This window comes from Agrobacterium genomosp. 2 str. CFBP 5494, from assembly GCF_900013495.1.
GTDB classification, from domain to species: domain Bacteria; phylum Pseudomonadota; class Alphaproteobacteria; order Rhizobiales; family Rhizobiaceae; genus Agrobacterium; species Agrobacterium pusense.
The window spans coordinates 121681-143706 of record NZ_LT009721.1; the positions used below are offsets into that span (position 1 = coordinate 121681).

27 protein-coding genes are annotated in these 22026 nt (G+C 59.2%); 16 read left to right on the forward strand and 11 right to left on the reverse strand.

The window, feature by feature from the left end; all coding sequences use genetic code 11:
* Nucleotides 1-76 precede the first annotated feature (76 nt).
* The 13 genes from AGR2A_RS27320 to AGR2A_RS27385 all read left to right on the forward strand — a co-directional run bounded on the left by AGR2A_RS27320 (nucleotide 77) and on the right by AGR2A_RS27385 (nucleotide 7652).
* Complete coding sequence (locus AGR2A_RS27320) at nucleotides 77-619, forward strand: hypothetical protein (RefSeq protein ID WP_080823700.1); 543 nt, start codon at nucleotides 77-79, stop codon at nucleotides 617-619.
* Nucleotides 612-875, forward strand: coding sequence for a hypothetical protein (locus tag AGR2A_RS27325; protein WP_080823703.1), 264 nt, complete (start codon nucleotides 612-614; stop codon nucleotides 873-875). Before AGR2A_RS27320 ends, AGR2A_RS27325 begins: the two co-directional genes overlap by 8 nt.
* The gene (locus tag AGR2A_RS27330) at nucleotides 868-1314 is read left to right on the forward strand and encodes a hypothetical protein (RefSeq protein WP_080823705.1); all 447 of its coding nucleotides are present in this window, start codon (nucleotides 868-870) and stop codon (nucleotides 1312-1314) included. Before AGR2A_RS27325 ends, AGR2A_RS27330 begins: the two co-directional genes overlap by 8 nt.
* Complete coding sequence (locus AGR2A_RS27335) at nucleotides 1307-1621, forward strand: hypothetical protein (protein WP_080823707.1); 315 nt, start codon at nucleotides 1307-1309, stop codon at nucleotides 1619-1621. Before AGR2A_RS27330 ends, AGR2A_RS27335 begins: the two co-directional genes overlap by 8 nt.
* Nucleotides 1614-1994, forward strand: coding sequence for a hypothetical protein (locus AGR2A_RS27340; protein WP_080823709.1), 381 nt, complete (start codon nucleotides 1614-1616; stop codon nucleotides 1992-1994). The genes AGR2A_RS27335 and AGR2A_RS27340 overlap by 8 nt, the downstream gene beginning before the upstream one ends.
* Nucleotides 1984-2475, forward strand: a complete 492-nt coding sequence (locus tag AGR2A_RS27345) for a hypothetical protein (RefSeq protein ID WP_080823711.1) — start codon at nucleotides 1984-1986, stop codon at nucleotides 2473-2475. Before AGR2A_RS27340 ends, AGR2A_RS27345 begins: the two co-directional genes overlap by 11 nt.
* Nucleotides 2472-2948, forward strand: a complete 477-nt coding sequence (locus AGR2A_RS27350) for a hypothetical protein (RefSeq protein WP_080823712.1) — start codon at nucleotides 2472-2474, stop codon at nucleotides 2946-2948. Before AGR2A_RS27345 ends, AGR2A_RS27350 begins: the two co-directional genes overlap by 4 nt.
* Nucleotides 2945-3457, forward strand: coding sequence for a hypothetical protein (locus tag AGR2A_RS27355; RefSeq protein WP_080823713.1), 513 nt, complete (start codon nucleotides 2945-2947; stop codon nucleotides 3455-3457). Before AGR2A_RS27350 ends, AGR2A_RS27355 begins: the two co-directional genes overlap by 4 nt.
* Complete coding sequence (locus AGR2A_RS27360) at nucleotides 3454-4812, forward strand: hypothetical protein (RefSeq protein WP_080823714.1); 1359 nt, start codon at nucleotides 3454-3456, stop codon at nucleotides 4810-4812. The genes AGR2A_RS27355 and AGR2A_RS27360 overlap by 4 nt, the downstream gene beginning before the upstream one ends.
* A gap of 58 nt (nucleotides 4813-4870) precedes the next feature.
* Entirely contained in the window at nucleotides 4871-5356 is a 486-nt protein-coding gene (locus AGR2A_RS27365) for a hypothetical protein (protein ID WP_080823716.1), read from the forward strand.
* Nucleotides 5357-5888: 532 nt separating this feature from the next.
* Nucleotides 5889-6578, forward strand: a complete 690-nt coding sequence (locus AGR2A_RS27375; protein ID WP_080823722.1) for a hypothetical protein — start codon at nucleotides 5889-5891, stop codon at nucleotides 6576-6578.
* 61 nt (nucleotides 6579-6639) lie between these two features.
* Complete coding sequence (locus AGR2A_RS27380; RefSeq protein WP_080823724.1) at nucleotides 6640-7164, forward strand: hypothetical protein; 525 nt, start codon at nucleotides 6640-6642, stop codon at nucleotides 7162-7164.
* A gap of 158 nt (nucleotides 7165-7322) precedes the next feature.
* Entirely contained in the window at nucleotides 7323-7652 is a 330-nt protein-coding gene (locus AGR2A_RS27385) for a hypothetical protein (RefSeq protein WP_080823725.1), read from the forward strand.
* 133 nt (nucleotides 7653-7785) lie between these two features.
* Here the strand turns inward: AGR2A_RS27385 and AGR2A_RS27390 are convergent, their stop codons facing one another.
* Nucleotides 7786-9126, reverse strand: coding sequence for a DNA cytosine methyltransferase (locus AGR2A_RS27390; RefSeq protein ID WP_080823726.1), 1341 nt, complete (start codon nucleotides 9124-9126; stop codon nucleotides 7786-7788).
* Nucleotides 9127-9415: 289 nt separating this feature from the next.
* Here AGR2A_RS27390 and AGR2A_RS27395 point away from each other — a divergent pair, with 289 nt between their 5' ends.
* Nucleotides 9416-10168 (forward strand): IS6 family transposase, encoded by a 753-nt coding sequence (locus tag AGR2A_RS27395; protein WP_080823728.1) that lies wholly within the window; start codon nucleotides 9416-9418, stop codon nucleotides 10166-10168.
* A gap of 111 nt (nucleotides 10169-10279) precedes the next feature.
* Here the strand turns inward: AGR2A_RS27395 and AGR2A_RS27400 are convergent, their stop codons facing one another.
* From AGR2A_RS27400 to AGR2A_RS27425, 6 genes are read right to left on the reverse strand one after another with little or no spacing between them, the layout of a single operon-like run.
* Nucleotides 10280-11080, reverse strand: coding sequence for a M55 family metallopeptidase (locus AGR2A_RS27400; protein ID WP_080823729.1), 801 nt, complete (start codon nucleotides 11078-11080; stop codon nucleotides 10280-10282).
* Nucleotides 11077-12114, reverse strand: a complete 1038-nt coding sequence (locus AGR2A_RS27405) for a P1 family peptidase (RefSeq protein ID WP_080823731.1) — start codon at nucleotides 12112-12114, stop codon at nucleotides 11077-11079. Before AGR2A_RS27405 ends, AGR2A_RS27400 begins: the two co-directional genes overlap by 4 nt.
* Before the next feature lie 14 nt (nucleotides 12115-12128).
* Nucleotides 12129-12872 (reverse strand): amino acid ABC transporter ATP-binding protein, encoded by a 744-nt coding sequence (locus AGR2A_RS27410; RefSeq protein WP_080823733.1) that lies wholly within the window; start codon nucleotides 12870-12872, stop codon nucleotides 12129-12131.
* Between the two features lie 5 nt (nucleotides 12873-12877).
* Nucleotides 12878-13993 carry an amino acid ABC transporter permease gene (locus AGR2A_RS27415; RefSeq protein ID WP_080823734.1) on the reverse strand — a complete coding sequence of 372 codons (1116 nt, stop codon included), beginning with the start codon at nucleotides 13991-13993 and terminating at the stop codon, nucleotides 12878-12880.
* Nucleotides 13994-13997: 4 nt separating this feature from the next.
* Nucleotides 13998-14843, reverse strand: coding sequence for an ABC transporter substrate-binding protein (locus tag AGR2A_RS27420; RefSeq protein ID WP_080823736.1), 846 nt, complete (start codon nucleotides 14841-14843; stop codon nucleotides 13998-14000).
* A gap of 46 nt (nucleotides 14844-14889) precedes the next feature.
* Complete coding sequence (locus AGR2A_RS27425; RefSeq protein WP_080823738.1) at nucleotides 14890-15753, reverse strand: D-amino-acid transaminase; 864 nt, start codon at nucleotides 15751-15753, stop codon at nucleotides 14890-14892.
* Between the two features lie 177 nt (nucleotides 15754-15930).
* Between AGR2A_RS27425 and AGR2A_RS27430 the strand changes: the two genes are divergently transcribed.
* On the forward strand, nucleotides 15931-16896 hold the full coding sequence (locus tag AGR2A_RS27430; protein WP_080823739.1) for a LysR family transcriptional regulator: 966 nt from the start codon (nucleotides 15931-15933) through the stop codon (nucleotides 16894-16896).
* Between the two features lie 49 nt (nucleotides 16897-16945).
* Nucleotides 16946-17656: an IS6 family transposase gene (locus tag AGR2A_RS27435; RefSeq protein WP_080823741.1), complete on the forward strand. Its 711-nt coding sequence runs from the start codon at nucleotides 16946-16948 to the stop codon at nucleotides 17654-17656.
* Here the strand turns inward: AGR2A_RS27435 and AGR2A_RS30425 are convergent.
* The 4 genes from AGR2A_RS30425 to repA form a co-directional block, all read right to left on the reverse strand.
* Entirely contained in the window at nucleotides 17588-18085 is a 498-nt protein-coding gene (locus AGR2A_RS30425) for a bile acid:sodium symporter family protein (protein WP_080823742.1), read from the reverse strand. The two genes, AGR2A_RS27435 and AGR2A_RS30425, sit on opposite strands and share 69 nt — an antisense overlap.
* Before the next feature lie 122 nt (nucleotides 18086-18207).
* A complete protein-coding gene (gene repC, locus AGR2A_RS27445) occupies nucleotides 18208-19422 on the reverse strand; it encodes a plasmid replication protein RepC (RefSeq protein ID WP_080823744.1) in 1215 nt (404 codons plus the stop codon).
* Nucleotides 19423-19580: 158 nt separating this feature from the next.
* Nucleotides 19581-20576, reverse strand: coding sequence for a plasmid partitioning protein RepB (gene repB, locus AGR2A_RS27450; protein WP_080823745.1), 996 nt, complete (start codon nucleotides 20574-20576; stop codon nucleotides 19581-19583).
* The gene (gene repA, locus AGR2A_RS27455) at nucleotides 20573-21751 is read right to left on the reverse strand and encodes a plasmid partitioning protein RepA (RefSeq protein WP_080823856.1); all 1179 of its coding nucleotides are present in this window, start codon (nucleotides 21749-21751) and stop codon (nucleotides 20573-20575) included. The genes repB and repA overlap by 4 nt, the downstream gene beginning before the upstream one ends.
* Nucleotides 21752-22026: the final 275 nt, after the last annotated feature.

The window sequence follows — 22026 nt, forward strand, 5'->3', positions numbered from 1 at the left end:
GAAGATACGTCGAATAGCCGCCTGACACCGCTTTTGCGGTCGCCGCTTTCGTTCGTCTATCGTTCAGGATCCCAGCATGTCCTTCACGCGTAAATTTTACACTGCCGATCTTCACCTCGGTCACCACGGCATCCTCCGCCATTGCGCTACCACGCGCCGCTTCGACACCGTCGAGGATATGGATGCCGCCATCGTCCGCCGCATCAACGACCGCGTCTCGGCTGCCGACATCCTCTATGTAATCGGAGACTTCGCGCTCAGCGGCGATGTCGAATATGTCCGCCACCTTTTCCACGCCATCAACGGCCGCAAGATCCTGATCCTGGGCAACCATGATCAGGATGCCAAAGGCCACGTCTCGAAGTCGATTCGGGATCTTTCGTGGGATCAGCCGCCCGTCCATGCGCTGGAGACGACTGACGAGGGATGCCATGTCTACCTTCATCACTACGGCTGCCGCGTGTGGCCTCGGCATCTACACGGATCCTATCACCTTTTCGGTCACTCCCACGGCGACCTGCCGCCGCTGAGGAGGAGCCGCGACGTCGGCATCGACTGCACGGACACCTTCTTCGCCCCGATGACTTTTTCTGAAATCAAGGAGTCGCTCAATGTCTGACGAATTCCATTCCGACCTCCGCAAGTCCTTCGGCATCACCGTTCCGTTTGCTCTGGAGGTCATCGAGATCGAGCCGGTCATCATCGAGTTCTTCGAACGGATTGACGCATCCGGTCGTAACCTGCGCGTACAGCGGATCTGGCTCGACGGCGGCAAGCTTCGCATCTCGATCACCGACAGCCGACCCGGCTTGGACGATATCATCTTCGCCGCTGAAGAGGCTGCTGCCAACATTCTCGGAGGTACCGATGTCTGAAGATCGCTTTCCGCTCCGCCCTGATTCCCTCTGGTACGATGCTATGCGTGATCGCTACGGTGATGCCGTGCCCGCCATCGACCACCTGCAGATCCGCCGCGGCCTGCAGGCGATTGTCGAAGGCCTTTTCGACAAGCTCGTCGATGTCGACCGTTTCCACGCGTGCCGCGTCCACGGCATCGTTACGCGCAGTGCCGGATTCGTCGTCATCGACGCACGCTTTTCTGACGGAGCCACGGCAGCCGACAAGCGCATGTGCAACCGCTTCCTGGAGCACATCCATGAACGCCTCGCCGAATCCTGCGAGCACTGCGGCAAGCCCGGCGAGATTGTTGCAAAGGCCGGACTGGAGGCGCTGCTCGATGACCCGGACGCCATCCTCGGTGACCGTCTGCTCTGCACGGAATGCTACGAATCCTGGAGCGGCCGTGATGACTGACTCCGAGTACGATTTCCTCATCGCGAGCCACGGCGACGCCGTCCCGCCGCGCGACCGAATCCGGCTGCACGGCTGCCAAATCCCCGCGCTCGACAGTCTCCTGCATGTCATGCGGGAGGAAGGCATCGATCATGAAGTGCGCGTTGCCGGTATCTTCTCAACGGCATCTGGACAGACAAAAATCGACATCGAATTCACGATGCTCGTCGAGCCGTGGAGCGCGGCCGCGCTGTGTCACGAGATTTCGTTCCACGCGTTCGAGCAGCGGTTCCGCGAAATCTTCGAAGAGGATTCCCGACATGACTGACCCCATCGATCCCGCTCTCTATACCGATCTCGCGGCCAAGCACGGCGATCGCATGCCTCCCGAATCTGAAGTGTTCATTCGCCGTGGCTGGGTTCCGCTCGTCGATCGCTTCATGACTGACCTCGCGCGCGACTACCCGGATGTCCGAATCCTCGGCATTGTCGCCGCGACGTGGCTGCAGGTCGATTACGCGCTGCCGTCTGGCGGCGACCACGACTGGATGCGGCACTTGGGTTTTGACAGATGGCTCCAGCGCTACGTCACCGAATCCTTATCGACATGCGAGTGCTGCGGATCCGGTTTCGGACGTGAGCGCCGCAGCCTCCGTATCATCTGTGATAACTGCGAAGAGGAGACGTCCGATGCATGCTGAGTGGGACTTCCCGCGTATCAAGAAAGACGACCTCGTTGCCGAGTTCCCGGGTGTTTTCGATGGTGCGCGCTACACCGATATCGGTATCGGGTGGCTTGGCCTCGTCCGCGCGTTCGTGACAGAGGCGTTGCCTCATGACCCGAGCCTGACCGTTCGCGAGATGAAGGAAAAATGGGGCACGATGAGACTCTGGTGCGACACCCCGGTTCTCGAAGCGCGGTTAGCGAAGGGCAAGGCAGAGGCGAAATCCGGCATGACGTGCGAGGTCTGCGGAGCAGAAGGATGGCTGCGCCGACCGCCGCCGGGGCGGATGGCGTGGTGGCGGACGCTATGTCCGGAGCACGCATCGCCGCAGCAGATCGAATGGGGTCAGCAGACGCGGTGGACGGCTGGCAGAATGCAGTTCGCCGGCCAGTGGTACAAGTACGACCGCGAGACGGATTCGATGGTGCCGGTTGAAACTCCGGAGCGTTTCCGATGATGACGTTCGACGAACTCAAGGCAAAATACCCAAGGCTCCTGCGGCAGACTTTTGGCTTCGAATGCGATGTCGGATGGATCCCGATCCTGGACGCGTATTTTGCCGTCGTGGATTCCGTGATGCCGGAAGGCGGCGTCTACCAGTTGCGCCAGGTGAAGGAAAAGCTGGGCTCCCTGCGCATCTACGATTCCAGCCGAGGCGAGACGGCGGAGTCCGTCAAGGCGATCACCGAAGCGCATCGGCTCGCCGAAGCCCGCAGCTACTACACCTGTGAGCGATGCGGCAAGCCGGGGCGCTGGAGCAATCGCGATGGCGTGCTTCTGACCGTTTGCGAGAAGCATGCCGTAGATCCCGACTTCGGCCGCGCAGTGCCTATCGAGAGCGGCACTTACAGATGCCAGGACGCTGACGGCTCTTGGCTTCGCTACGACCCGGATATCGATGCTTTCGTCGCGACTGAGGCTCCGAAATGACCGCTTCCGCACCCCGCCGCCGCTTCGGACTGCGCCCGACGATCCATGTTGAATCCTTGGATCTCGAACAGCTCGTGACCGAGAGCCTGATCCGCATCGGAGCCGATACCGTAGCCGCGCTCGGTCTCTTCGATTTCTATGACGAGCAGACGATTCGCCGCATCGGATGGCATATGGCGGGCCGCACCGGCACCGACTTCCGCATCGGGCGGCGGCTCCTGCAGCTCACCGTGCCCGACGGCTACCTGTTGCCGCCGCTCGAATACCGCATGTGCCTCGTCACGGAGCCGACCGACGAGGAGATGTACGAGGCGCCGCTGATCCACCCGTACGGAATCCAGCTCTGGCAGAGCGGAAGTTCGCCGGCGGAGTGGCGGATCAACGGATCCGTGTGCCATCCGGAGTGGGAGCCGCGGCTGTGGTGCCGGCTGCTTTATCTGCACCACGATAAGCGAATGGCGTTCACGGGCGAGGGCTGGGTCAGACTTGGAAAGAGGATGCATTCATGAAAAAAATGACCGACGATCGCAGGACGTATCTGCGCGGTGCCTACCTCGATCGCATCGTCGAGGTCGCGCAGTTCTATATCGCGACGCACTCCTACTTTATCGACTCCGATTTCAAGTCCTTTATCGCCGACGAGTTTTCGTATCTCACCGAACTCACGGACGAAGAGCAGCAGTACCTGCGCGATCAGGTCGGATTGCAGTCGCTGGCTCGGATCGCGACGTCGAGGGCGAGAGACCGCAAGGAAATCTTCGGGCGCCTCATCGCCGACAACCCGGATGTAGTCATCCACGACGCCGACTTCGCATTCGACATCGGCTGGATCGATCTCGTGAAGGACGCGGTCGCGCGCATGCGGACGTATCCGAAATCCTGGCGCGTCCGACTGGATGGCGGCAAAGAAAAATTCGGCTGCTGCGTTTTGTTCGTCTCGTTTGACATCCACGCCCGCGGCTGCATGTCCGAGGTCGAACGGATGCGCGAGGAGATCCGGCTGCGGTCGCTCGGCGTCTGCGATATCTGCGGCGAGCAGGGACGGTTGCGTATCGGGCAGTGGGCGAAAACGGTGTGCGACAGACACGCGGCCGTGCTCGGCGAGATGCGCGAGGACGATGGAAAGTGGGCGGATCCGTGGCGTTGGCACGAGGAGCAGCCGCTCGAGGATCACATCGCCGCCACCTCATCATCGGTGGCGGATGTGCAGGCTGGCCTCGATGACGAGTATCCTCCGGAAGCGGCAGAAGTTCTGAAAGACCTGGTGCCCGTGCGTAAGCGACCGAGAGATCATATCGCAGATTTCATGCCGCAGACCGCCATCTCTCGCCAGATCGCGGCCGACATCGACAAGAAATTCGGTCGCAAAGTCGATCTGCTCGTCGAATTGATCGTGCAGATCGAACTCGCAGTCGTCGCCGCGATGTCCGTCGCAGACGATGACGTCGACTTTTGGCTCCGCACGGAATTCGATAGATGGCAGGGCGTGCAGCCGCTGTCGGAAGACGATTGCGCATTCCTGTTGAGATATGCGCGGAGCCTCGCCATCGACGAGCGCGGGCGGCGAGATCGGCGCAGAGACGGAGCAGAGTCGCTCCAGCGCTTCCTCGCCGACCATCCCGATCTCGTAGCAGAAGCCGCCGCGCTCGGTGGTCGTGAGCGCGAGCTGCTCGATGCGTATGCCGGAGACCTCACTGATTCGGCTCAAGGCCGGGTGGTGAAGGAAGAATATCTGGATGGATATATCCGTGATGAGATCGCGCTCTGGCCTGACGTTTTGGAGCTTTCGGACGACGACCGAGAATGGCTTCCGGTCGTGGCTTCGGGAGCTGATCGATGCCGAATACGAGCGCATCCGGATTAAGCAGGAAGACGAACGCAACAACGATTGATGTCGAGAATAATCGACAAAGGAGCCTGGAATGCCGATTATTTCCGTCGCCCACGGTTGGCAGCACATCCTCGAAGAAGCCGTCGCAGAGGCTAGCAAGCTGCCGGAAGAATGGCTGCTCGAGATCGTCCATGCGCGCCGCGTCGACGGCATGCTGGATCTGTGGGCGACGTATGCCGCGCGCGATATCCCGCTTGATGACTATCTGCCCGCCGACAAGAAGATCCCGCATCCGTATCGCTCTTTCATTCGGATCCGGGATAAGGCTCGTCAGAAATCGCTCGTCACGTGCGAGTGTTGTGGTCGGATGGGCAAGGTCATCGGTGCCGGTGACGAAGCGCGGGTGCGGTGCGCTGCGCACGCGGATGTCGAGGATGCGATGTCGTGGGAGCCGCCGGAGGGTGCGTTGTTTGCGTCCGACGAGGAGGCGATGGCGCACTTTCTGTCGGACTTCGGCGACGGGCTGGATGCGATGCAAGAGCTGGCGCGGGGGGATGACGATGACACGCGGAATTAAGATCGAGGTTGGAGATGGCTGGGCAGCCATTGTTCTCAGCATCATCCGCATCGGCTCCGCGTATCCGGAGCACTGGAATTTCCACTACCATCGGGCTTGGCGTGCGTGTGGTCGCGCAGCGAGGCCGAGATGCGCGATGTTCAAGAGATCGTGCAGATGTCGCGGGCCAGTGGATCCCCGTCACAAAGGGCCGACTCATCAGCCGATCGAGACGAAGGTTCCGCTGATCCGGTCGGGTGATCCGCGGCGCTCGCCCCCGGGCGGTCGCAAAAGCCTTGCGATCGATCGAGTGTGGATCCGAGGGTTATTGGTGGCGTGACCCACAGTCGGCTTGTCCCCTCTCCTCGGCTGCTCGGTGGATTGTTTCGGGCCGGTGACAGCAGAATCGGCGTTGGCGATTTTTCCGCCCTGCCCCGCTTGCGCCCCGTCCATAAGCCGGACAGCCTTTTCAGTATCAGTGGCCAGAAGTCCTTCCACACGCGCGGCATGCCTGCCCCGCTCTCGGATTTCCATCAGCCTGAAAGGGTAGAAGATGCTCTATAAGATTCAGAATTCCAACGACTATCACCCGGTTGCGCGTGCGCTTGAATATGACGAAGCGGTTGCCTTCATCGCGCAAAGGAAAGAGGAAAACCCCGACAACTCTCTCGAAATCGCTGAGGAGGAACTCACCTGCCAGTCATGGCGGGAGTTTACCAACAGATGCGATGGCACCTGCGTTCATGCATGGGGTGACGATAGTGAGTCCGACATCTGGCTCGATCATCTCGAGCGGCAGCATCTCTATGACAGAGATGTCTGGCATCGCCGCGAACTCGGGATCCGGGAAGCATTCGAGCTGGCTCTCGAAAAGCCTAGCGATGGTCTGGACCTGAGCGAAGCGATCCTGGAAATCCGCCCGCAATTGCTGGGGTATCTTGATAACCTCCTGACAGAGGTGTCGATCCTCACCGCCCCTTCCCTGTTTGCCACAGAGACGACGCATGTCGCCCACGCGGTCGAGAAAGCTTATTACTTTGGTTTGCGGCTGGAATATGCCGGGGTCATCGACGGCGCCGGGACGATGGTTCGCCATGTCCTTGAAGGTAGCGATTGGGAGCTTGGTGACGAAGATCCGGTCTTGCAGATCGTCCAGAAAGCGACGTGCTCGGAGGTTGCCGAGGAAACATCTCCCGTCACCGGCAATCCCGCAGTGCCGGCTTCGAATTCCGCAGCAGCCTGACCGAGTTTCGTATTCGGTCGCGCCAAATTCGCATTATTCCCTCACAGAACAGGAGCCATCCATGCCGCGGACAGCAACCGCCACCCGATCGCCCGAGAAAATTCACCACCTGGCCAGCGCGATTGCCGACGTCGTCTTTGTCTTTGGAACCCGCATCGCCAGCGAATTACCCCGACAGGTCGAGGCTCTCGAAGTTCCGGCATCCGATCCGCAGGGTGGCCGGCTGTGCATCCGGGTCAGCCGGACCGGGGCCGAGGTCGCCCTCAGAACGTCGATGCCCTCGGACGAGGAGCTGAGTGAGGCCGCCGATGAATACAGCTTCTGGTTCGGATTGCCGCCCGAGGTCGAAAAAAGCCTGTTGCTTGCCAGGTTGCAGCCGCCAGCTTTCGAGAACCTGGCCACCATTCAGGTCTGGGTCTGGGCGGTCAACAAGGCGCTTATGGACGGGCATCCTCCGCATTCGTCGGTACCGCGTAACTTTACCGATCTGATCGACAGGGAGGCTGCCGCGTTCCGCGCCTTCGTCACGGCGTCGCCGCGAACTGAGCATGCTGATCGTGGTGGCAGTGGAGAGGCGGAAGGATGAGCCTTGCGGGCCTGTGGCAGCACTTGCGGGAAGGGCGTGAACACTTCCCGGCAACTCATCTCGATTTGCTGCAAATTATTTTGGGTAGTGACGGGGCGTTGTTTGTGACTTGCGTCCCGTAGTGATGCCATCGGAGGCGATCAAACGGAGAAATCCCCATGCCCAGACCGAAAAATCCGACCAACGAGCGGAACCGCCTTCGCACCGAGCGGTGGCGTGAGCGACGCCGGATTGCAGGCCGGCCGGAAGCATCGGTGATCGATCGTGCGGTCGCGGCCTCTGTCGCCGCCTTCCTCACGGCTGACCTGCATGGCGACGAACAGGATCGCTTCACGCTGCGGGATATTGTCATGGGCGCCCAGAAGCTGTTGGTCGATCAGGGCTTCGACAAGCGCGAGGCCAATACTGAACTCATGCGCCGGATGACGCGGCGATCGGATCTCGCGAAGGTCAGCGACGTCACAGGTGCCGGTCACAAACTGCAGTAGGCGGATCCCCCTCCCCCCATTACTTCATGGTTTTGAATCGAATGCATCGAAAGCCGGTAGAGGCGGCTGCTTGATGACTACGCCGTCGGCGATGTCGATCCATGCGGACGCTGCCTGCAGCCTTAGGAGCGGTTCAGCTATCTTCCCGTTCTCGTAAGGCGTCATCGTCGTGATCGATATCAGCAGACCGCCAGCCGGAGCCGCCGTCTAACGTGATCTTGCGGGCATGCGGCAGATGGCTGGGTCTGATCCGAGCCATATAACCGGCCGGAGAAAGGGTGCGTTTCTCCATACGCACGCGCGTCCACATCGCTCTTGGGCTTTCCCTTGGCCCGTCGGGCTTGCGGGTAAATTCGGCATAGAGCCTGAGGGCGGAACGAAGGTCGCTCCGCTGTTTGGTGCCCAGTCGTTCAAATCCCGGCGCCTTCTCGATCTCCCTGACCGCAAGCTCGATGTCGGCATAGTCTCGGCCGTTCAGCAGATTGCGCGCCCGCTTGAGGCGTGACACGACGTTGCGAACCGAAGCATCCTCCAGACCCTGCGCAGCAAGATATTCCGGAAAACCTTCCGCCATCGGCGGCACGCTTTTGCCGTCGTGGCGGGCCATGATCACCTGCCCGAGCGCCCTGGCAAGCGGCGGTGGAACCGCATTGGCGATCATCAGGTTGACGTCCGCCGCCTTCTGGCCCGACCAGTCCCATTCCGGCGGGAACCCCTGAATATCGGCAACCATCTGGCGGTCGAGATAGGTCACTTCACCCGCGGCGTCCTTCGGATGTCCCTTGTAGTGCCTCGGCTTGCCGCGAGCATAGGTGCTGCGCACCGTCGGACCGGGTTCTGACGTTTCCCACAGCCGCCGGCGCTCGAGGCTGCGCGGATAGACATAGATGGCATCGGCGACCCGATCGCCGAATGCATCCTTTAGCGTCATCGGTCTTGCTGATGCGGCGGCGAGAATATCCTGTTCGAGAAAGCCGTCGACCTCGTGCTTGCGGCCGATACAGAAGAACCTTCTGCGTCTCTGCGGGACACCGTAATGGGAGGCGTCGAGCTGGACTTCCGTCAGCCCGTAGCCATGCGCCTTCCACACAATCCGGGCATCGCGGTAGGAGTTCGAATCCGGTGCCTCCTTGACGTTTTCGAAGATGAACCATTCAGGTTGGACCAGAGCGATCGCGTAGGCGAAATCGCGGGTCCGATCGGCTCGCTCTCCCTCCGTGCGCTGGCCTGCCGCCGAAAAATCCTGGCATGGCGGCCCGCCGGCAATCAGGGTCGGCTTCAGCCGGAGCAGTTGGGGCACGATCTTTGCAAAATCCGAGATGCTACCCATCCGGCCATGATCGACCCACAGGTTTTGAGCGTAAACCGCCAGAGCAGCCTCCGAGATGTCAAAACCCGCGACCGGCTTCATGCCGGCCTGGTAAAGCCCGCAGCTCATTCCGCCGGCACCACAGAAAAAATCAACGACGCGCATTCGATGCCTCCCCTAACGGATCGGTCTGTTCGATAAGGCAGGCACATTGCGCATCGGTTAATTGTCGACAACGATATCTGGCCATTGATTCACGCGAGGCTTGCCCAACGACGGCGATTTTCCAGTGCAATCATGATGCTCCGTGAAGCACACGCCCTGATCGAGAGCACGCTCGCGACGGAGATCCATAGACGATGTTCGAGACAAGGGCTTGTCGCAATTTTCTGCGTTTAACGGGCTGTTCACCAAGCTTGGGGAAATTCCGCTCCCGATGTAGCGGAGCGTAGCCATGATTCTGAATGCGATTGCCGAAAAGCTGAAGCGCCAATCGAAAGATGATTTCAAAGGGCGGCATTTCGAGGCGTGGCTCATCCTTCAGGCGGTGACATGGTATCTGCGCTATCCGCTGAGCTATCGCGACCTGGAAGAGATTTTCCGCGAGCGCGGCTTCGAAGTGGACCACAGCACGATCAACCGCTGGGTCCTTGCCTATGCGCCTGTCATCGAGAAACGGCTGCGCCAGTTTCGCCGACTGCATTGTGGCTCAGCCAGGATTGACGAGACCTACGTCAAAATTCGCGGCAAGTGGCGATACCTGTACCGCGCTGTCGACAAATACGGAAACCCGATCGACTTCCTACTCACCGCAAAGCGCGATCTGAATGCTGCTAAGCGCTTCTTCCGTAAAATGCTTAAAGATGAGCCGCTGCTCTCGCCGGGGAAGATCGGCACCGATGGCGCCAATACGTTCCCATCCGCGATTAAAACATCGGTTGGCGATGGGCTGCTTCAGCCTGATCCCGTTCATTATGTCACCAAGCATCTCCAGCAAGGCATCGAAAGTGACCATTTCCGCGTGAAGAAGAACATGCCGAGAATCGGCGGATTCCAATCTTTCAAAACCGCGCGTCGAACAATCGCCGGGTTCGAGGCGATGCTGTGGCTGCGGAAAGGCTTTGGCTTTTCCGGGGAGTGGACCGTCAACGATCAGAATGATCTGCTCGCGCGCCTCCTCGGGCTTCAAAAGGTTAACAAAGCGTGAAAATACCACAGTGTGCTGTGTAGTCTCAGCCTTCTAAGAGGTTTGCGACAAGCCCCTCCAGCGTCGGGACCGACGCACCGACGAAGTGTATCGCTTCGATGAAGTCCTTCGTTATGCTGTCAGAAATCGCAATGCTCTCTGGATCTCGAAGAAATCCTGCGACTTGAACACCACCGTTCTGGAGCCTTGCGCCTCGGCACCCGGATACCATGCGGCCCGCCAGGCGTCCGTCGGGTTCGAGAACTCGATGGCGATTTCGAACGGCCCTTCCAATGGCGGGACGGATGCCGGCTGCATGGCGGACAATGCGGCGGCTACCCCTTCCCGGATGGCCGAACAGGCACGGCTCGGTGTGATCGAGAGAGAGGCACGTCCAAAGCCCTCGATTGTCGATACCGTGTGCAAGCCCGGCGCCAGTTGACGCGCGTCCTCGCATATCTCGGCATCACCGGACAGGAAAACCGAAGGAACACCGTAGCCCGCGGCGCAGAGAGCGTTGAATGTGAACTCGGAAGCCACCTCGCCGTTCAGGAGAAGCCGCGATATGCGCAGGGTTGTCGTATGGGCCAGCGGATTGGCTTCCGATCCGGACTTGGCGTGATAGCCCGTATAGATGGCCGCGGCAAAATCCGGGCCGAGGCCGAACATCATCCCGTCGGGATGGCCAGACCATCCCCGCATGATACGCGCATAGTCCGGCAGGCGATCCAGGATCAGGTTCCGGCCGCTGTCATGGGCATCCTTGATGACGACTTCGGTCGCGCCGGCGGCACGGGCGCCCTCGCAGGCGGCAACGACTTCGGCGGTCATCAGGCTGCGGAACTCTGCATAATCGGCATGGGTTCGCTCGGCTTCGTCCCAATGGGCGATCCCGGCGGTACCCTCGATGTCGGCAGACAGAAAGATCTTCACAATGCGTTCTCCTTGGCCCAGTCCGCCAGCGACGGATAATGCTTTCCTGTCCGGCCGGTCTCCCGCGGCGCGGCACACAGGGCATTCAGGACAGCCTCCTGTGTCGCTTCGACGGTAGCCCGGAACGGGATATCGATCAGGTTATCGTCAATGCAGGTCATCGACCGGAAGGCTGGTGCGTCGTGGGCTATCTGATCCGCAGTGGTGAATGCCAGAATGATGTCTCCGGAACCATGCCCCCAGAAGGCGCCAAGTCTTGCAAGTCCCGCTCCGGCGCGACGGGCGACCCGTTGGAGCTGGCGATCGCCAAGGGGGAGATCCGTTGCCAGAACGACGATCACCGATCCTTTTTCGGCGTGGCTCACACTACCCGGATCGGGGCGACGTCCGTTAGGCAGGACCAGATCGCCGGCCCGTCCGAAATTTGCCAGAACCAGCGCACCAAGCGTGAAATCCTTGGCAGCGATATGCATGCGTCGTGAGGCGCTGCCTATTCCGCCCTTGAAACCGAAGGCCGTCATGCCGCGACCCGCCCCGACGGAACCCTGTTCGACATGGCCGGAGGCGGCCGCCGCCAGAGCGGCAAACGCGTCGTCCGGCGTCACCGCAAGCGCCTGTATATCGTTGATCGTACCGTCATTGCATTCGCAAACCACGGGATTGACCGTCGAAGTCTCGCGGCCGATTGCGGGATTGTCGGCAATGGCGCGGCGGATCAGGGCCTCGGTGCATGCCGCGACACCGAATGTGTTGGTAAGCAGGATCGGGGTTTCGATGGTTCCCAATTCCGCGATCTGCACAAGCCCGGCGGATTTGCCAAAGCCGTTGATCACCTCGACAGCGGCCCGCACCTTCTGGCGAAACAGATCGCCGGCATGCGGGATGACGGCCGTCACCCCGGTCGCCAATCCGTCACCAGAAAGCGTTCGATGCCCAACCCGGACACCGGGCACGTCCGTGATCGCGTTGTGTTCACCCGGCGGGAGACTGTTCTTGCCTTCCGCCCACAAGCCCAGCTGGCGCGCTGTCGTCATGTGACGTCCTTCCTTTATAGCCGTCCGGCCTTTTTCAGACTGCGCAGGAAAGCCTGTGTGCGCTCGCCCTGCGGGTTGCCGAAAATTTCCGATGGCGGCCCCTGCTCATAAACCTTGCCGGACTGGAGGAAGCAGATCCGGTTGGCCACCTCGCGGGCAAAGCCCATCTCATGGGTGGCCAGAAGCATAGTCATGCCCCGTTCCGCAAGGTCGCGCACGATGTCCAGTACTTCCGACACCAGTTCCGGGTCCAGGGCGGATGTGATCTCGTCGAGAAGAAGAACCATCGGGTTCATCATCAGTGCCCTGACGATTGCGACCCGCTGTTGCTGTCCTCCCGACAACCGGTCCGGATAATCCCCCGACTTGTGCGCCAGGCCGATGCGGCTGAGAAAGGCCATTGCCTTTTCCTCGGCTTCGCGCCGTGGCATTCCCAGCACCTTCGTCGGAGCCAGTATGGTGTTCTCGAGTACCGTCATATGCGGGAACAGGTTGTACCCCTGAAACACGATCCCGATGTCGCGCCGCAGGCGATCGAGGTCGACGCCCGGTCCCGTGATCCGGTCGCCATGGATGCGGATCTCGCCCGAGGAAATCTCCTCGAGACGGTTCATGCAACGCAACAGCGTCGATTTCCCGCAGCCGGAAGGGCCGATCAGGCAGATCACTTCATGTTCCTCGACACTGAGCGAGAGATCCGAGATGACCTCGAATGTCCCGTAGTGCTTGGTTACATGATCGATTTCCAGAATTGCCATGAGTTTCAGCCCCCTGCCCGCATACGGCGACGGTCGCGATCAATCAATCTGTCGACCAGTCGTGCCTGCGGGATTGTGATGACGATGAAGAGGATCGCGACGGTGGTGACCGCGGAGAGGTTGAAGTTGTTCGCGGCGATGATCTTCGACTGGTTGAACGCATCGATCGTGCCGATGATCGCCACCAGAGCCGTATCCTTCTGAAGGCTGATGCAATTGTTCATCAATGGCGGAATGATGTTCCTGATCGCAAGCGGAACCACCACATAGCGCATGGTCTTTGCGTGGCTGAGGCCAAGCGAGCGGGCAGCCGCGACCTGGCTGTGATGTATGCCCTCGATGCCGGCGCGATAGACTTCAGACGTGTAGGCGCCATAGGTCAGGGTCAGCGCTATGATGGCGTAGGACGTCGAGGAAAGATCCGAAAGGATCGGCAGATCCGTCAGCGGCAGGCCGAAGCCGATCAGATAGATCGTGATGATTGCCGGCAGGCCCCGGAACAGATCGCCATAGGCGATTGCCAGGAAGCGAAGCGGGCGACCTGCCTCGCCGGGCAGCGTGCGGGCGATGGCCACCAGCAGGGACCAGATCAATATCAGGACCGCCGAGACGACGAATATGGTGACGTTCGTGCCGAAGGCCCAGATCACCTTGCCGGCGGAACTCTGAATCAATGCGAGGTCGAAGAAAGTGCGGCTGACGGCGGCGTCGTTGACCGCCATGAACCAGGCCAGCGCCGTGACGATCAACAAAGCGCCTGTCCAGGACAGGGCTCTCCACGACCCAAGCGAGGCATCGGCACCCAGTGCGCGCGCGGCATGAAGGTCGGTGCTGCGAGAGGCCATGATGGACCGCGCGAAAGCGCGGCCCGCCGTCAGGAGCACCAGGGCCGAGGCAATCGCCACGACGACACCCGGGACCGCGGCGGTGATCCGGGATACGCCTTGCGTTACGGCGTAGCTGCCCAGATGCTGCGCCGAGACGGCGACGATGACGAAAGTAGCGGCGGCGGCCAGGAACGTCAGCCCGGAACGGGTGCTATAGGTCCGTGCGGCACTCCGGGCACGCTGTGTCGCGTGCCCGGTTTCGCTTTTCGTCTCGGAGACGAGAGTTTCATTCATTGGATCAGTTTTTCCAGACAGGAACACCTTCGGGCGTCAGACCGCCCCAGGCGGGAGCGAGATATTCAGTCTCCAGCGCCTTCAGCGTTCCTTCTTTATCCATGTCGGCGATGATCTTGTCGATGACGGGCTTTTCCACGGATCCCTTCGGGTAGATACCGGCGGTATCGCGACCGCTCGGATACTGGCCCACGACCTTGAGCTTTCCACCGGAATTGGAGACCTGGCCCAGTACGACGGAAAGGTCGGTCATGACGACATCGACGTTGCCGGCCGCAAGCGCGGTGAACATGGCGCCGGTATCGTCGAATACCGAGAGCTTCGTCTCGGGCAGGGTGTCCTGCGCCCACTGCACCATGATCGTGCCGGCCTGGGTGCCGAGCTTCGCCGTCTTCACGCCGGCTTCATCGATGGAGGCATCGCTGCGGGTCGCAAGGCCGAAGGCTCCATGAGCGTAGGGTGTCGAAAAGTCGACGACCTTCTTGCGCGGTTCCGTGACCGAGATAAGCGCAAGCGCGATGTCGAAGTCCTTGTTCTGTCCTGCAACGATGGAATCGAACGAAGCGTTCTTCAGCACGACCTTATCGATGCCTAGGCGGTAAGCAATGTTCACCGCCATGCAGAATTCCCGGCCGCTGGTGATGCTCTCCGGCGTATCGCCGTTGAATTCGCCGACGGCGGGCAGGTTGATGATGACAGTGAACTGGCCGGGAACTGCGGTCTCGGTCTTTTCCGTTCCCTGCTTGCCGAACAGCTTGCAGTCGCCATAGCCCTCGGTTGCAAGGGCAGGTGCCCCGAATGCCGTCAGTGCGCCGAGCGCGACGCCCATGAATTTGAATTTGTGTTTCATACGTTCTTCCTCTGTTGGTTTTCTGGTTGTTGTTGGTCTTTGAAGTTCAGTGGGATGTTGCTTTGGTCACTCCTGCGGCTTCGAGGTAATAGGATTGCAACAGGCGCGTCAGCGGCCCCGGATTTCCGTCGCCGATCACCACGTCTCCTATCCGTATGACCGGAGTGACGAGGCTGGATGCGGATGTCTGGAAGGCTTCGACTGCGCCTTCGGCTTCGGCCTGCGTGAAACTGCGTTCCTCGAAAGTCAGGCCATGCTGATTGCACAGCCTCAGAAGAGCTTGCCGAGTGCAGCCCGGCAGGATCATCCGGGAATTGCCGCGCGTCAGGATCCGGTTGTCTCCGGTGACGATGTAGGCGGTGGAGGAGGCCCCCTCGGTGATGTGGTCCTCCTGCGTCAGCCAGACGTCGGCAAACCCCGCCGCGCGGGCGTCGCGCTTTGCCAGCACCTGGCCGAGAAGCATGACCGTCTTGATGTCGCGACGTGCCCAGCGGGGATCCGGGGCGAGGGCCACGGCGATCCCGTCTTCCTGCGCCTTGGTGCCGAGAAGCTTTTTTGCCTGGGTAAAGCCGACGAGTGTCGTTTGCATTCCGTCGGGGTAGAGAAAGTCGCGATCGGCTTGGCCACGCGTGGCCTGAAGGTAGACGGTGCCCTCGGTCAGGCCGTTCTTCGCAATCAGGTCTTGCTGCAGAAACTCTATCTGCTCGAGAGAAGCCGGCATGGGGATCGCAAGTTCCCCCAGCGATCTCTTTAAACGGGCGAGATGCAGGTCGTTATCGATCAGCCTGCCGCCAATGACCGCCGTCACTTCGTATACGCCATCCCCGAAAAGAAAGCCGCGATCGAACAGGCTGACATGAGCCTGATCCTCCTGCACGAACTGACCTGCGCAATATACAATCCTGCTCAATTCCCAACTCCGGTCCTGCAACTCTTTGGTTGGCGGCGACTTTGGAGTGCGATGGCGGGCTTGGCCAATTCGGTTTAAACAGAAAATCATGCAAAAAATGCATAACGTCGCTAAATCAAAATGTTATGTAGTGTCATCGCCGTCAAAACTCTCCTTCGCGGCCCGGAGTGATATGCAATGGAATTGAAGTGGTTGGAGGATTTCGTGACGCTTGCGGATACCTCCAGTTTTTCGCGATCGGCGGAGTTGCGAAACGTCACACAGCCGGCATTCAGCCGGAGAATCAAGCAGTTGGAAGTCTGGCTCGGAGCGCCGCTGATCAATCGCGGAACGATGCCGGCGGAACTGACGCCGGCCGGCCGCAACTTCCTGCCTCTGGCGCGCGACACCATCAGGGCGCTCTATGCGGCACAGGAAGCCTTGCGGCCAACCTCGGAGTCCGGCATGGCCCGGTTTGCCGCGCTTCACACCCTGACAGTGACGTTCGTGCCGGCATGGCTGCAGCTCCTGGAACAGGAGATGCCCGATATCCGCATCAGTCTCATTCCCGATCGGGGTGGCATTGAGGCCAATCTTGCGACCTTGGTCGATGGCGAAGCGGATTTCTTCCTGACCTACGCCCATCCCCGTGTTCCTTTCCATCTGGATCGGGAACGCTTTGACTATCTGTCGGTCGGCAGCGACCGGCTTATGCCCGTTGTCGCGCCCGAGGTCAGGTTGCAGCGCGATCGTTGGGTGCCCGGAGAAAGCCTTCTTGACCGGGCCGTGAAAGAGGGCATTTCCGTGCCCTATCTCAGCTACGGCTTCAGTTCGTTCTTTGGTGTTGCGCTCGGTCGTCTCTTTGCGGAACGCCCGCAATTTCTCCGACGGCAGGTTCATGAAAATGCGATCAGCGCGGGCCTGAAGACCGTTGCCCTCACCGGGGCGGGTTTATGTTGGCTGCCGCAGAGCCTCATTCAGGCGGAGCTGGATGCAGGTCTGCTTGTGAACGCATCAGCCACGACAGACTGGACGATGGATCTGGAGATCCGCCTCTATCGTCATCTCGGGAGCCAGAGCAAACTCGTCAAGAATTTCTGGAAAAGCGCCGAAGCACTCCTGCGCAGCCAGTTAGCCTTGCCGGCAGGAGCCACCGGTATCTGAAGGGTATTGCCAAGTTGTTTGAGGCATGCGTCTCAGGTATCGAGGCGCGATGAAATTGCCGAGCGCTTTTCCCCGGTTGAAGGGTTTTCGTTTTCCACGTGAGATCGTGGCATACGCGGTTTGGGCTTATCACCGGTTTGCTTTGAGCACGGCCGATGTGGAAGACCTGCTCGCGGAGCGCGGCGTGATCGTCAGCCGAGAAACTGTTCGACTGTGGATCAATCGCTTTGGCCGCCATTTTGCCAGCTGCATTCGCCGGGGCCGGCCAACGCCGAATGACAAGTGGCACATGGATGAGGCTGTCATTGTGATCGGCGGCAAGAAATTCTGGCTCTGGCGGGCAATCGATGCTGACGGTGATGTACTCGACATCCTGGTTCAGCAACGTCGCAACACCAAGGCCGCCAGGCGCTTCTTCTCCAGGCTGGTCAGGCAATTTGGCGAGCCGCGCGTCGTCGTGACGGACAAGCTCGGCAGCTACGTCAAGCCGATACAGGCCATCGCGCCGAGTGCCGATCATCGGGCGCACAAGGGCCTGAACAACAGAATTGAAAATTCGCATCGCCAGACACGGAAACGCGCGAAGATCATGGGGCGTTTCAAATCGCCTCGCCAGGCGCAACGTTTTCTGTCAGCCCATGACCAAATCAACACGATCTTCCGCCCACGCCGTTACAACCTCACCGCCATTTCATACCGCCACGCGAGGGCTGACGCATTCTGCCTGTGGGCAGACTACACTGCTGAAATGACCGCCTGATTTGTCCTCATCCGGACCGTTACTCCCAAGCTCAAACAACTTGGCAATACCGCCCTCGGCATATCGACAGGCCGAGTTGGACAGAATCCCCCCTGGGCAGGCCGCGAGGATCATGACACCGAGGGCCAGTTCTGCTGGCAGGGCGAACACCATGGCAATACAGAAAGCCACGAGCGGAACGATCACCATTTGATTGAAAGCGCCAACTGCAAAGGCTCTGGGCTGTGTCGCGATCCGCCAGAAGTCAGCGAAACGCAGTCCAAGTCCGAGCGAAAACATAATCGCAGCCAGAACGACAGGCAAAATTATTTGAACTATCATGGTCACCCCATAGCCACACAATACAGATGCAATGTTTCGGGCCATTAGCCGAGAAACGCCACCACAACAACCTGACGGCAAATCTTGCAGCGAAGTGCAAGCTGCCATTGCACCGGTTCAGCTTGGCTCGTCACACGTCCCTCATCCACCGCACGCTAGTGCCGATGCGATGGAAGCGCGAGGTCCGATGCCGCTTGCACCAGGTGCCCCAAGCGATCTCAGCGCGTATCTCACACCGCCCTCACCGTCGTATGACCGTTGGTGCGCAACAGCGCCATGACCATCGGCCCAAGCGAAAACTCGCCGCGTTCCGTTCGTCTGGTGAGATCACGCAGATAACCGCCGGCCGACGAGATGTGCCCTGCCCTTTCCAGAATACACGCAATCGCAATGGCCGAGTTTTCCGGCCCCATGATGTCGCAGGCGTCCTGATAGGCGGACGGGCTGACGCCAAGCATCGATCTGACAACCACGGCGGCCGCCATCAGGTCGCGCCAGCTCGCCACGGAACCACCCGGCCCGTAATCGGCGATCTGTGGGCAGGCTTTCAGCACAACACCAAGCGGAAATGCCCTAACTGTCTCACTGCTTGGTGGATTGGGTTTCGCCGACTTTGCGCCCTGCTCTTTTTCTGAGCGAGGTTCAAGTTCATGGATAGAGTCGGGATTTGAATTCTGTTTGTGCTGCTCAATATGAGCATCATTGGTGCTATTAAAATCTGAATTTGTCTTGAGATCCAATTGATTAAGGACCTCTTCGCGCAAAAGCTCCATTTCATCGAGGATATTGCCGAAGTCTGCAAGGGATGGTGAACGGGGAATGCGCGCAACAAGCCTGATATAGACGTCTTCAATAGCGGCCCAATCGCCATCAGCCCCCTCCTCGATCGCTGCAGAGATCAGCTTGCGAACATCGCGCCGGCAGATTGTGAGGTTTTCCTTGGCCTTGCGGAATTCAGATCGCGCCGCAACAACCTGTTGTGCCATGTGTGCAAGCTCTTCAGAGCGAGCCAACAGCGGTGACAGATCGAAACCAAAGGCGTTTTCAATCTCACCCCGGTTGTTTTTACGCGCATAACGTTTTCCGTTGGCACTGTCCTTGCGCAGAATGAGGCCGGCTTCCACCAGCATCGCCAGATGACGACGAAGCGTAGCGCCCGCCATGCCATGCGCACGCAGGATCAACTGCGCATTCGATGGAAAGACCACCAGTTGCGCGTCCTGGTTCAGCGTGTTGTCAGGATAAAAGCTGAGCAGCGCATCCAAAACGGCAAGGCTATTGGACTGAAGGCCCAGTTCCTCCCTGGCTTCCGCAACGTCGCGAAAGACTTTCCATTTTTCAACTGACTTGCCAGCCTTGACCTCTTTGACATCGAGTTGACGTTTCACGAGCGCAAGCGACATCGGCCGCCGCCCGAAGGGCGTCGTCACATTTCCGATCTGCATTTTCGTTTCACCTTCTAAAAGGCAAAAGAAATCTGCTCACCAAAACGATGCCAAAGACTCTTGACTGTGATTCGTGAAAATGCGATTCTCTGTCTTGCTTAAGGATATGAGAAGGGCTTCCACGACGGAAACGTTTGGGGGCCTTTTTCTTTTGCTTGTTATCCTTTCAAGCCTGATTTGATCTGTTCTTGGTACTCGGCATGCAGCGCAGGCAGGCGGTCGCCCAGGAATTCAACGAACTCCCTGGAAACCGCTTTGGTAAAGTTCAGCTTGGCTCCTGCCTTTGCATGATCGATGGTTGCCAACACAAGTCCGTTTGCCGAAATCTCATGCCGGTCTGACGCACTTTGGCTGCGTGTTGAAACATTTGCCGATTTGAGGGCGGTCAATGCCACGGCAAATCGCTCGCTGTCATTGACACCGGTGTTGTGCAGCGCCTCGCGCACGACATCCCATGCGTCGTTTCTTGCAGCCCACAACTCACTGAACTCCATCCAGCGACGCCGGCCAATGTCAGGTGAGCGACCAATAAGTGTCAGTGTGTCGCGCGGTATCGTGGCTGCGACGCGCAACATCTCGGACACGTGAGATTTACCAGTGGCCAGAGATGCAATGATCGTATCCCTGCCGTAACCGGCCTGCTCCTGCAGCTGCGCGAAAACGCATTTTTCAATATAGGACAGATCGTTCCGGTTGGTGTTTTCTTCACCCTGAAAAACAACGGCCTGTTCATCGGTCAGCTCACGCACAATCGCGCGGAACTTAACGCCAAGCCGCTTGGCTGCGGCCAAACGGCGACGACCGAACACGATTTGATAGGGCTTGGAGCCGGATTTTGTCGGGCGCACCATGCCCGGCACGATTTGTCCACGCTCCGTCATCGACTGTACGATTTCATCGATGGCCGCGTCGGAATAGGAACCGTCAAAACGGTCCTGCAGTGACGACGGGGCAACATCATCGGCATCGACCTCAACGATCCTGTCGCCTTCAGCCAGCAGCTTGTCGAGGGCCTCTCCCCTCTCCTGTATCTGGCGCACTCCGGCCGCGACCTTCATCAGGTGCGGAGATGCGGTTTTGGTGCTCTGTGGGGCGGAGGCCGCTTGCTGCGCCAGGACGTTTGCAAACAAACCGCGGGAATCTTTTCTGCTCATTCACGCCCCCATGCAGTCCAAAGGAGTTTTTCGATTTCATCATTGGCGGCATTGAGCGATTCCATCGCCCGGTCGTAGGTCTTTGGTGCGGAAAAACGCGACCGCTGTACCTCGTAGAGACTTTGCTTCCACGTCAGCGCGTCAGCAACGGCGGCCGATTTCATCACCATGTTCAAAAGCAGATCTTCGCCAAACACCTGGCGCATCAACGCGGTCATATTTGCCTGCGGATGGTCATTGGGTTCGAATTTGGTGACGATAAACTTGGCAAAGTCCCAACGCGACGCAGCACCCATGTCGCTCAGGATCTGCATGTAGGACCCTGCCAGTTCCAGGAACTTGCCGGTTGAATCCACATCCAGCATATGGGCCGGAACCGGGATGATCACGCCGGTGGCTGCGGTCAGCGACGACAGTGTCAGGAAGTTCAGCGACGGCGCTGAATCCATCAGGATGACATCATAGTCCCCTGCCACCTGCTCAAGTGCCTGCGAAACCCGCAACAGGAAGCTTGTTCCTCCATTGTTACGCATTTCAAGCGCAACAGCCGTTTCAAACTCCGTCAGCTCAAGGCCGGCGCAGATAACATCAAATCCGGGAATATGTGTCTTGTGGATCAATTCAGCGGTCGGACGTGGCTCGTCAAACCGAATTGCCGCATACAGCGTATCGTCTTGTCTGGGGTCAAAATCCGGAAGGTTGCCATGCAGGCTCGTCAGCGATGCCTGTGGATCGAGATCCACCGCCAACACGCGGTAACCCTTCAACGCCAGATAATGGCCGAGGTGAATGGTGGTTGATGTTTTGCTCGATCCGCCCTTGAAATTCGTCACGGCAATGATCTGGCATTCCTCATCGCCCGTGCGGCGTGGGTTCATCCATTTTTTCCGGCCCTTCTCGGCCAGCGCCATTCTCAACTCAAGAATTTGCTCCAGCGAATACATGCGCCGACCATTGGAGGTAATCTCCGGCGACGGCCCCTTGTCTTTCATGACGATCTGTCGAATGTATGCCTCAGACACGTCGAGCAGTGAGGCGACCTCAGATGAAGAGAACTTCCTCATCTCTCGTCTTGCGTCTGGCGGATATTGGGCGATCGATAGATTTTGCAGCGCAAGCTCCAGCTTGCTGGAAAACTCCTGCATAAAATCCAGGCTGCTTAGATGTCGGTTCACGATTCTTTCCTCATCTCTTTCATCCAACTAAGCGCCTGCATGGTTAACAAACCTTTAACCGGTGTGTTGTTTCGCAAAAAATCGATAGTTTTTGGTTTTAGCGTAGTTACGGAACCTATATCGATTCGCAGATAGCGGCAAATTGCGCAAAGAGGGTGTTTTGGCGCCTAACGGCTTGATTCACAGATCGTTTCATATCCGTCGACAATGAAGGTGGTTCCCCGCGGGGAACTTTTGGCCTCATGGTGCGAAAGCAACCCTTGTTCCCCGCGGGG

What these genes read in the sequence shown, in the direction of transcription:
- repC (WP_080823744.1), bottom strand. Translation starts at nt 19,422, where the DNA reads ATGCAGATCGGAAATGTGACGACGCCCTTCGGGCGGCGGCCGATGTCG.
- AGR2A_RS27360 (WP_080823714.1), top strand. Translation starts at nt 3,454, where the DNA reads ATGAAAAAAATGACCGACGATCGCAGGACGTATCTGCGCGGTGCCTAC.
- AGR2A_RS27330 (WP_080823705.1), top strand. Translation starts at nt 868, where the DNA reads ATGTCTGAAGATCGCTTTCCGCTCCGCCCTGATTCCCTCTGGTACGAT.
- AGR2A_RS30425 (WP_080823742.1), bottom strand. Translation starts at nt 18,085, where the DNA reads ATGGCAGCTTGCACTTCGCTGCAAGATTTGCCGTCAGGTTGTTGTGGT.
- AGR2A_RS27415 (WP_080823734.1), bottom strand. Translation starts at nt 13,993, where the DNA reads ATGAATGAAACTCTCGTCTCCGAGACGAAAAGCGAAACCGGGCACGCG.
- AGR2A_RS27355 (WP_080823713.1), top strand. Translation starts at nt 2,945, where the DNA reads ATGACCGCTTCCGCACCCCGCCGCCGCTTCGGACTGCGCCCGACGATC.
- AGR2A_RS27340 (WP_080823709.1), top strand. Translation starts at nt 1,614, where the DNA reads ATGACTGACCCCATCGATCCCGCTCTCTATACCGATCTCGCGGCCAAG.
- AGR2A_RS27350 (WP_080823712.1), top strand. Translation starts at nt 2,472, where the DNA reads ATGATGACGTTCGACGAACTCAAGGCAAAATACCCAAGGCTCCTGCGG.
- AGR2A_RS27335 (WP_080823707.1), top strand. Translation starts at nt 1,307, where the DNA reads ATGACTGACTCCGAGTACGATTTCCTCATCGCGAGCCACGGCGACGCC.
- AGR2A_RS27410 (WP_080823733.1), bottom strand. Translation starts at nt 12,872, where the DNA reads ATGGCAATTCTGGAAATCGATCATGTAACCAAGCACTACGGGACATTC.
- repB (WP_080823745.1), bottom strand. Translation starts at nt 20,576, where the DNA reads ATGAGCAGAAAAGATTCCCGCGGTTTGTTTGCAAACGTCCTGGCGCAG.
- AGR2A_RS27320 (WP_080823700.1), top strand. Translation starts at nt 77, where the DNA reads ATGTCCTTCACGCGTAAATTTTACACTGCCGATCTTCACCTCGGTCAC.
- AGR2A_RS27430 (WP_080823739.1), top strand. Translation starts at nt 15,931, where the DNA reads ATGGAATTGAAGTGGTTGGAGGATTTCGTGACGCTTGCGGATACCTCC.
- AGR2A_RS27325 (WP_080823703.1), top strand. Translation starts at nt 612, where the DNA reads ATGTCTGACGAATTCCATTCCGACCTCCGCAAGTCCTTCGGCATCACC.
- AGR2A_RS27380 (WP_080823724.1), top strand. Translation starts at nt 6,640, where the DNA reads ATGCCGCGGACAGCAACCGCCACCCGATCGCCCGAGAAAATTCACCAC.
- AGR2A_RS27385 (WP_080823725.1), top strand. Translation starts at nt 7,323, where the DNA reads ATGCCCAGACCGAAAAATCCGACCAACGAGCGGAACCGCCTTCGCACC.
- AGR2A_RS27405 (WP_080823731.1), bottom strand. Translation starts at nt 12,114, where the DNA reads ATGACGACAGCGCGCCAGCTGGGCTTGTGGGCGGAAGGCAAGAACAGT.
- AGR2A_RS27420 (WP_080823736.1), bottom strand. Translation starts at nt 14,843, where the DNA reads ATGAAACACAAATTCAAATTCATGGGCGTCGCGCTCGGCGCACTGACG.
- AGR2A_RS27395 (WP_080823728.1), top strand. Translation starts at nt 9,416, where the DNA reads ATGATTCTGAATGCGATTGCCGAAAAGCTGAAGCGCCAATCGAAAGAT.
- AGR2A_RS27365 (WP_080823716.1), top strand. Translation starts at nt 4,871, where the DNA reads ATGCCGATTATTTCCGTCGCCCACGGTTGGCAGCACATCCTCGAAGAA.
- AGR2A_RS27375 (WP_080823722.1), top strand. Translation starts at nt 5,889, where the DNA reads ATGCTCTATAAGATTCAGAATTCCAACGACTATCACCCGGTTGCGCGT.
- AGR2A_RS27345 (WP_080823711.1), top strand. Translation starts at nt 1,984, where the DNA reads ATGCATGCTGAGTGGGACTTCCCGCGTATCAAGAAAGACGACCTCGTT.
- AGR2A_RS27435 (WP_080823741.1), top strand. Translation starts at nt 16,946, where the DNA reads ATGAAATTGCCGAGCGCTTTTCCCCGGTTGAAGGGTTTTCGTTTTCCA.
- AGR2A_RS27390 (WP_080823726.1), bottom strand. Translation starts at nt 9,126, where the DNA reads ATGCGCGTCGTTGATTTTTTCTGTGGTGCCGGCGGAATGAGCTGCGGG.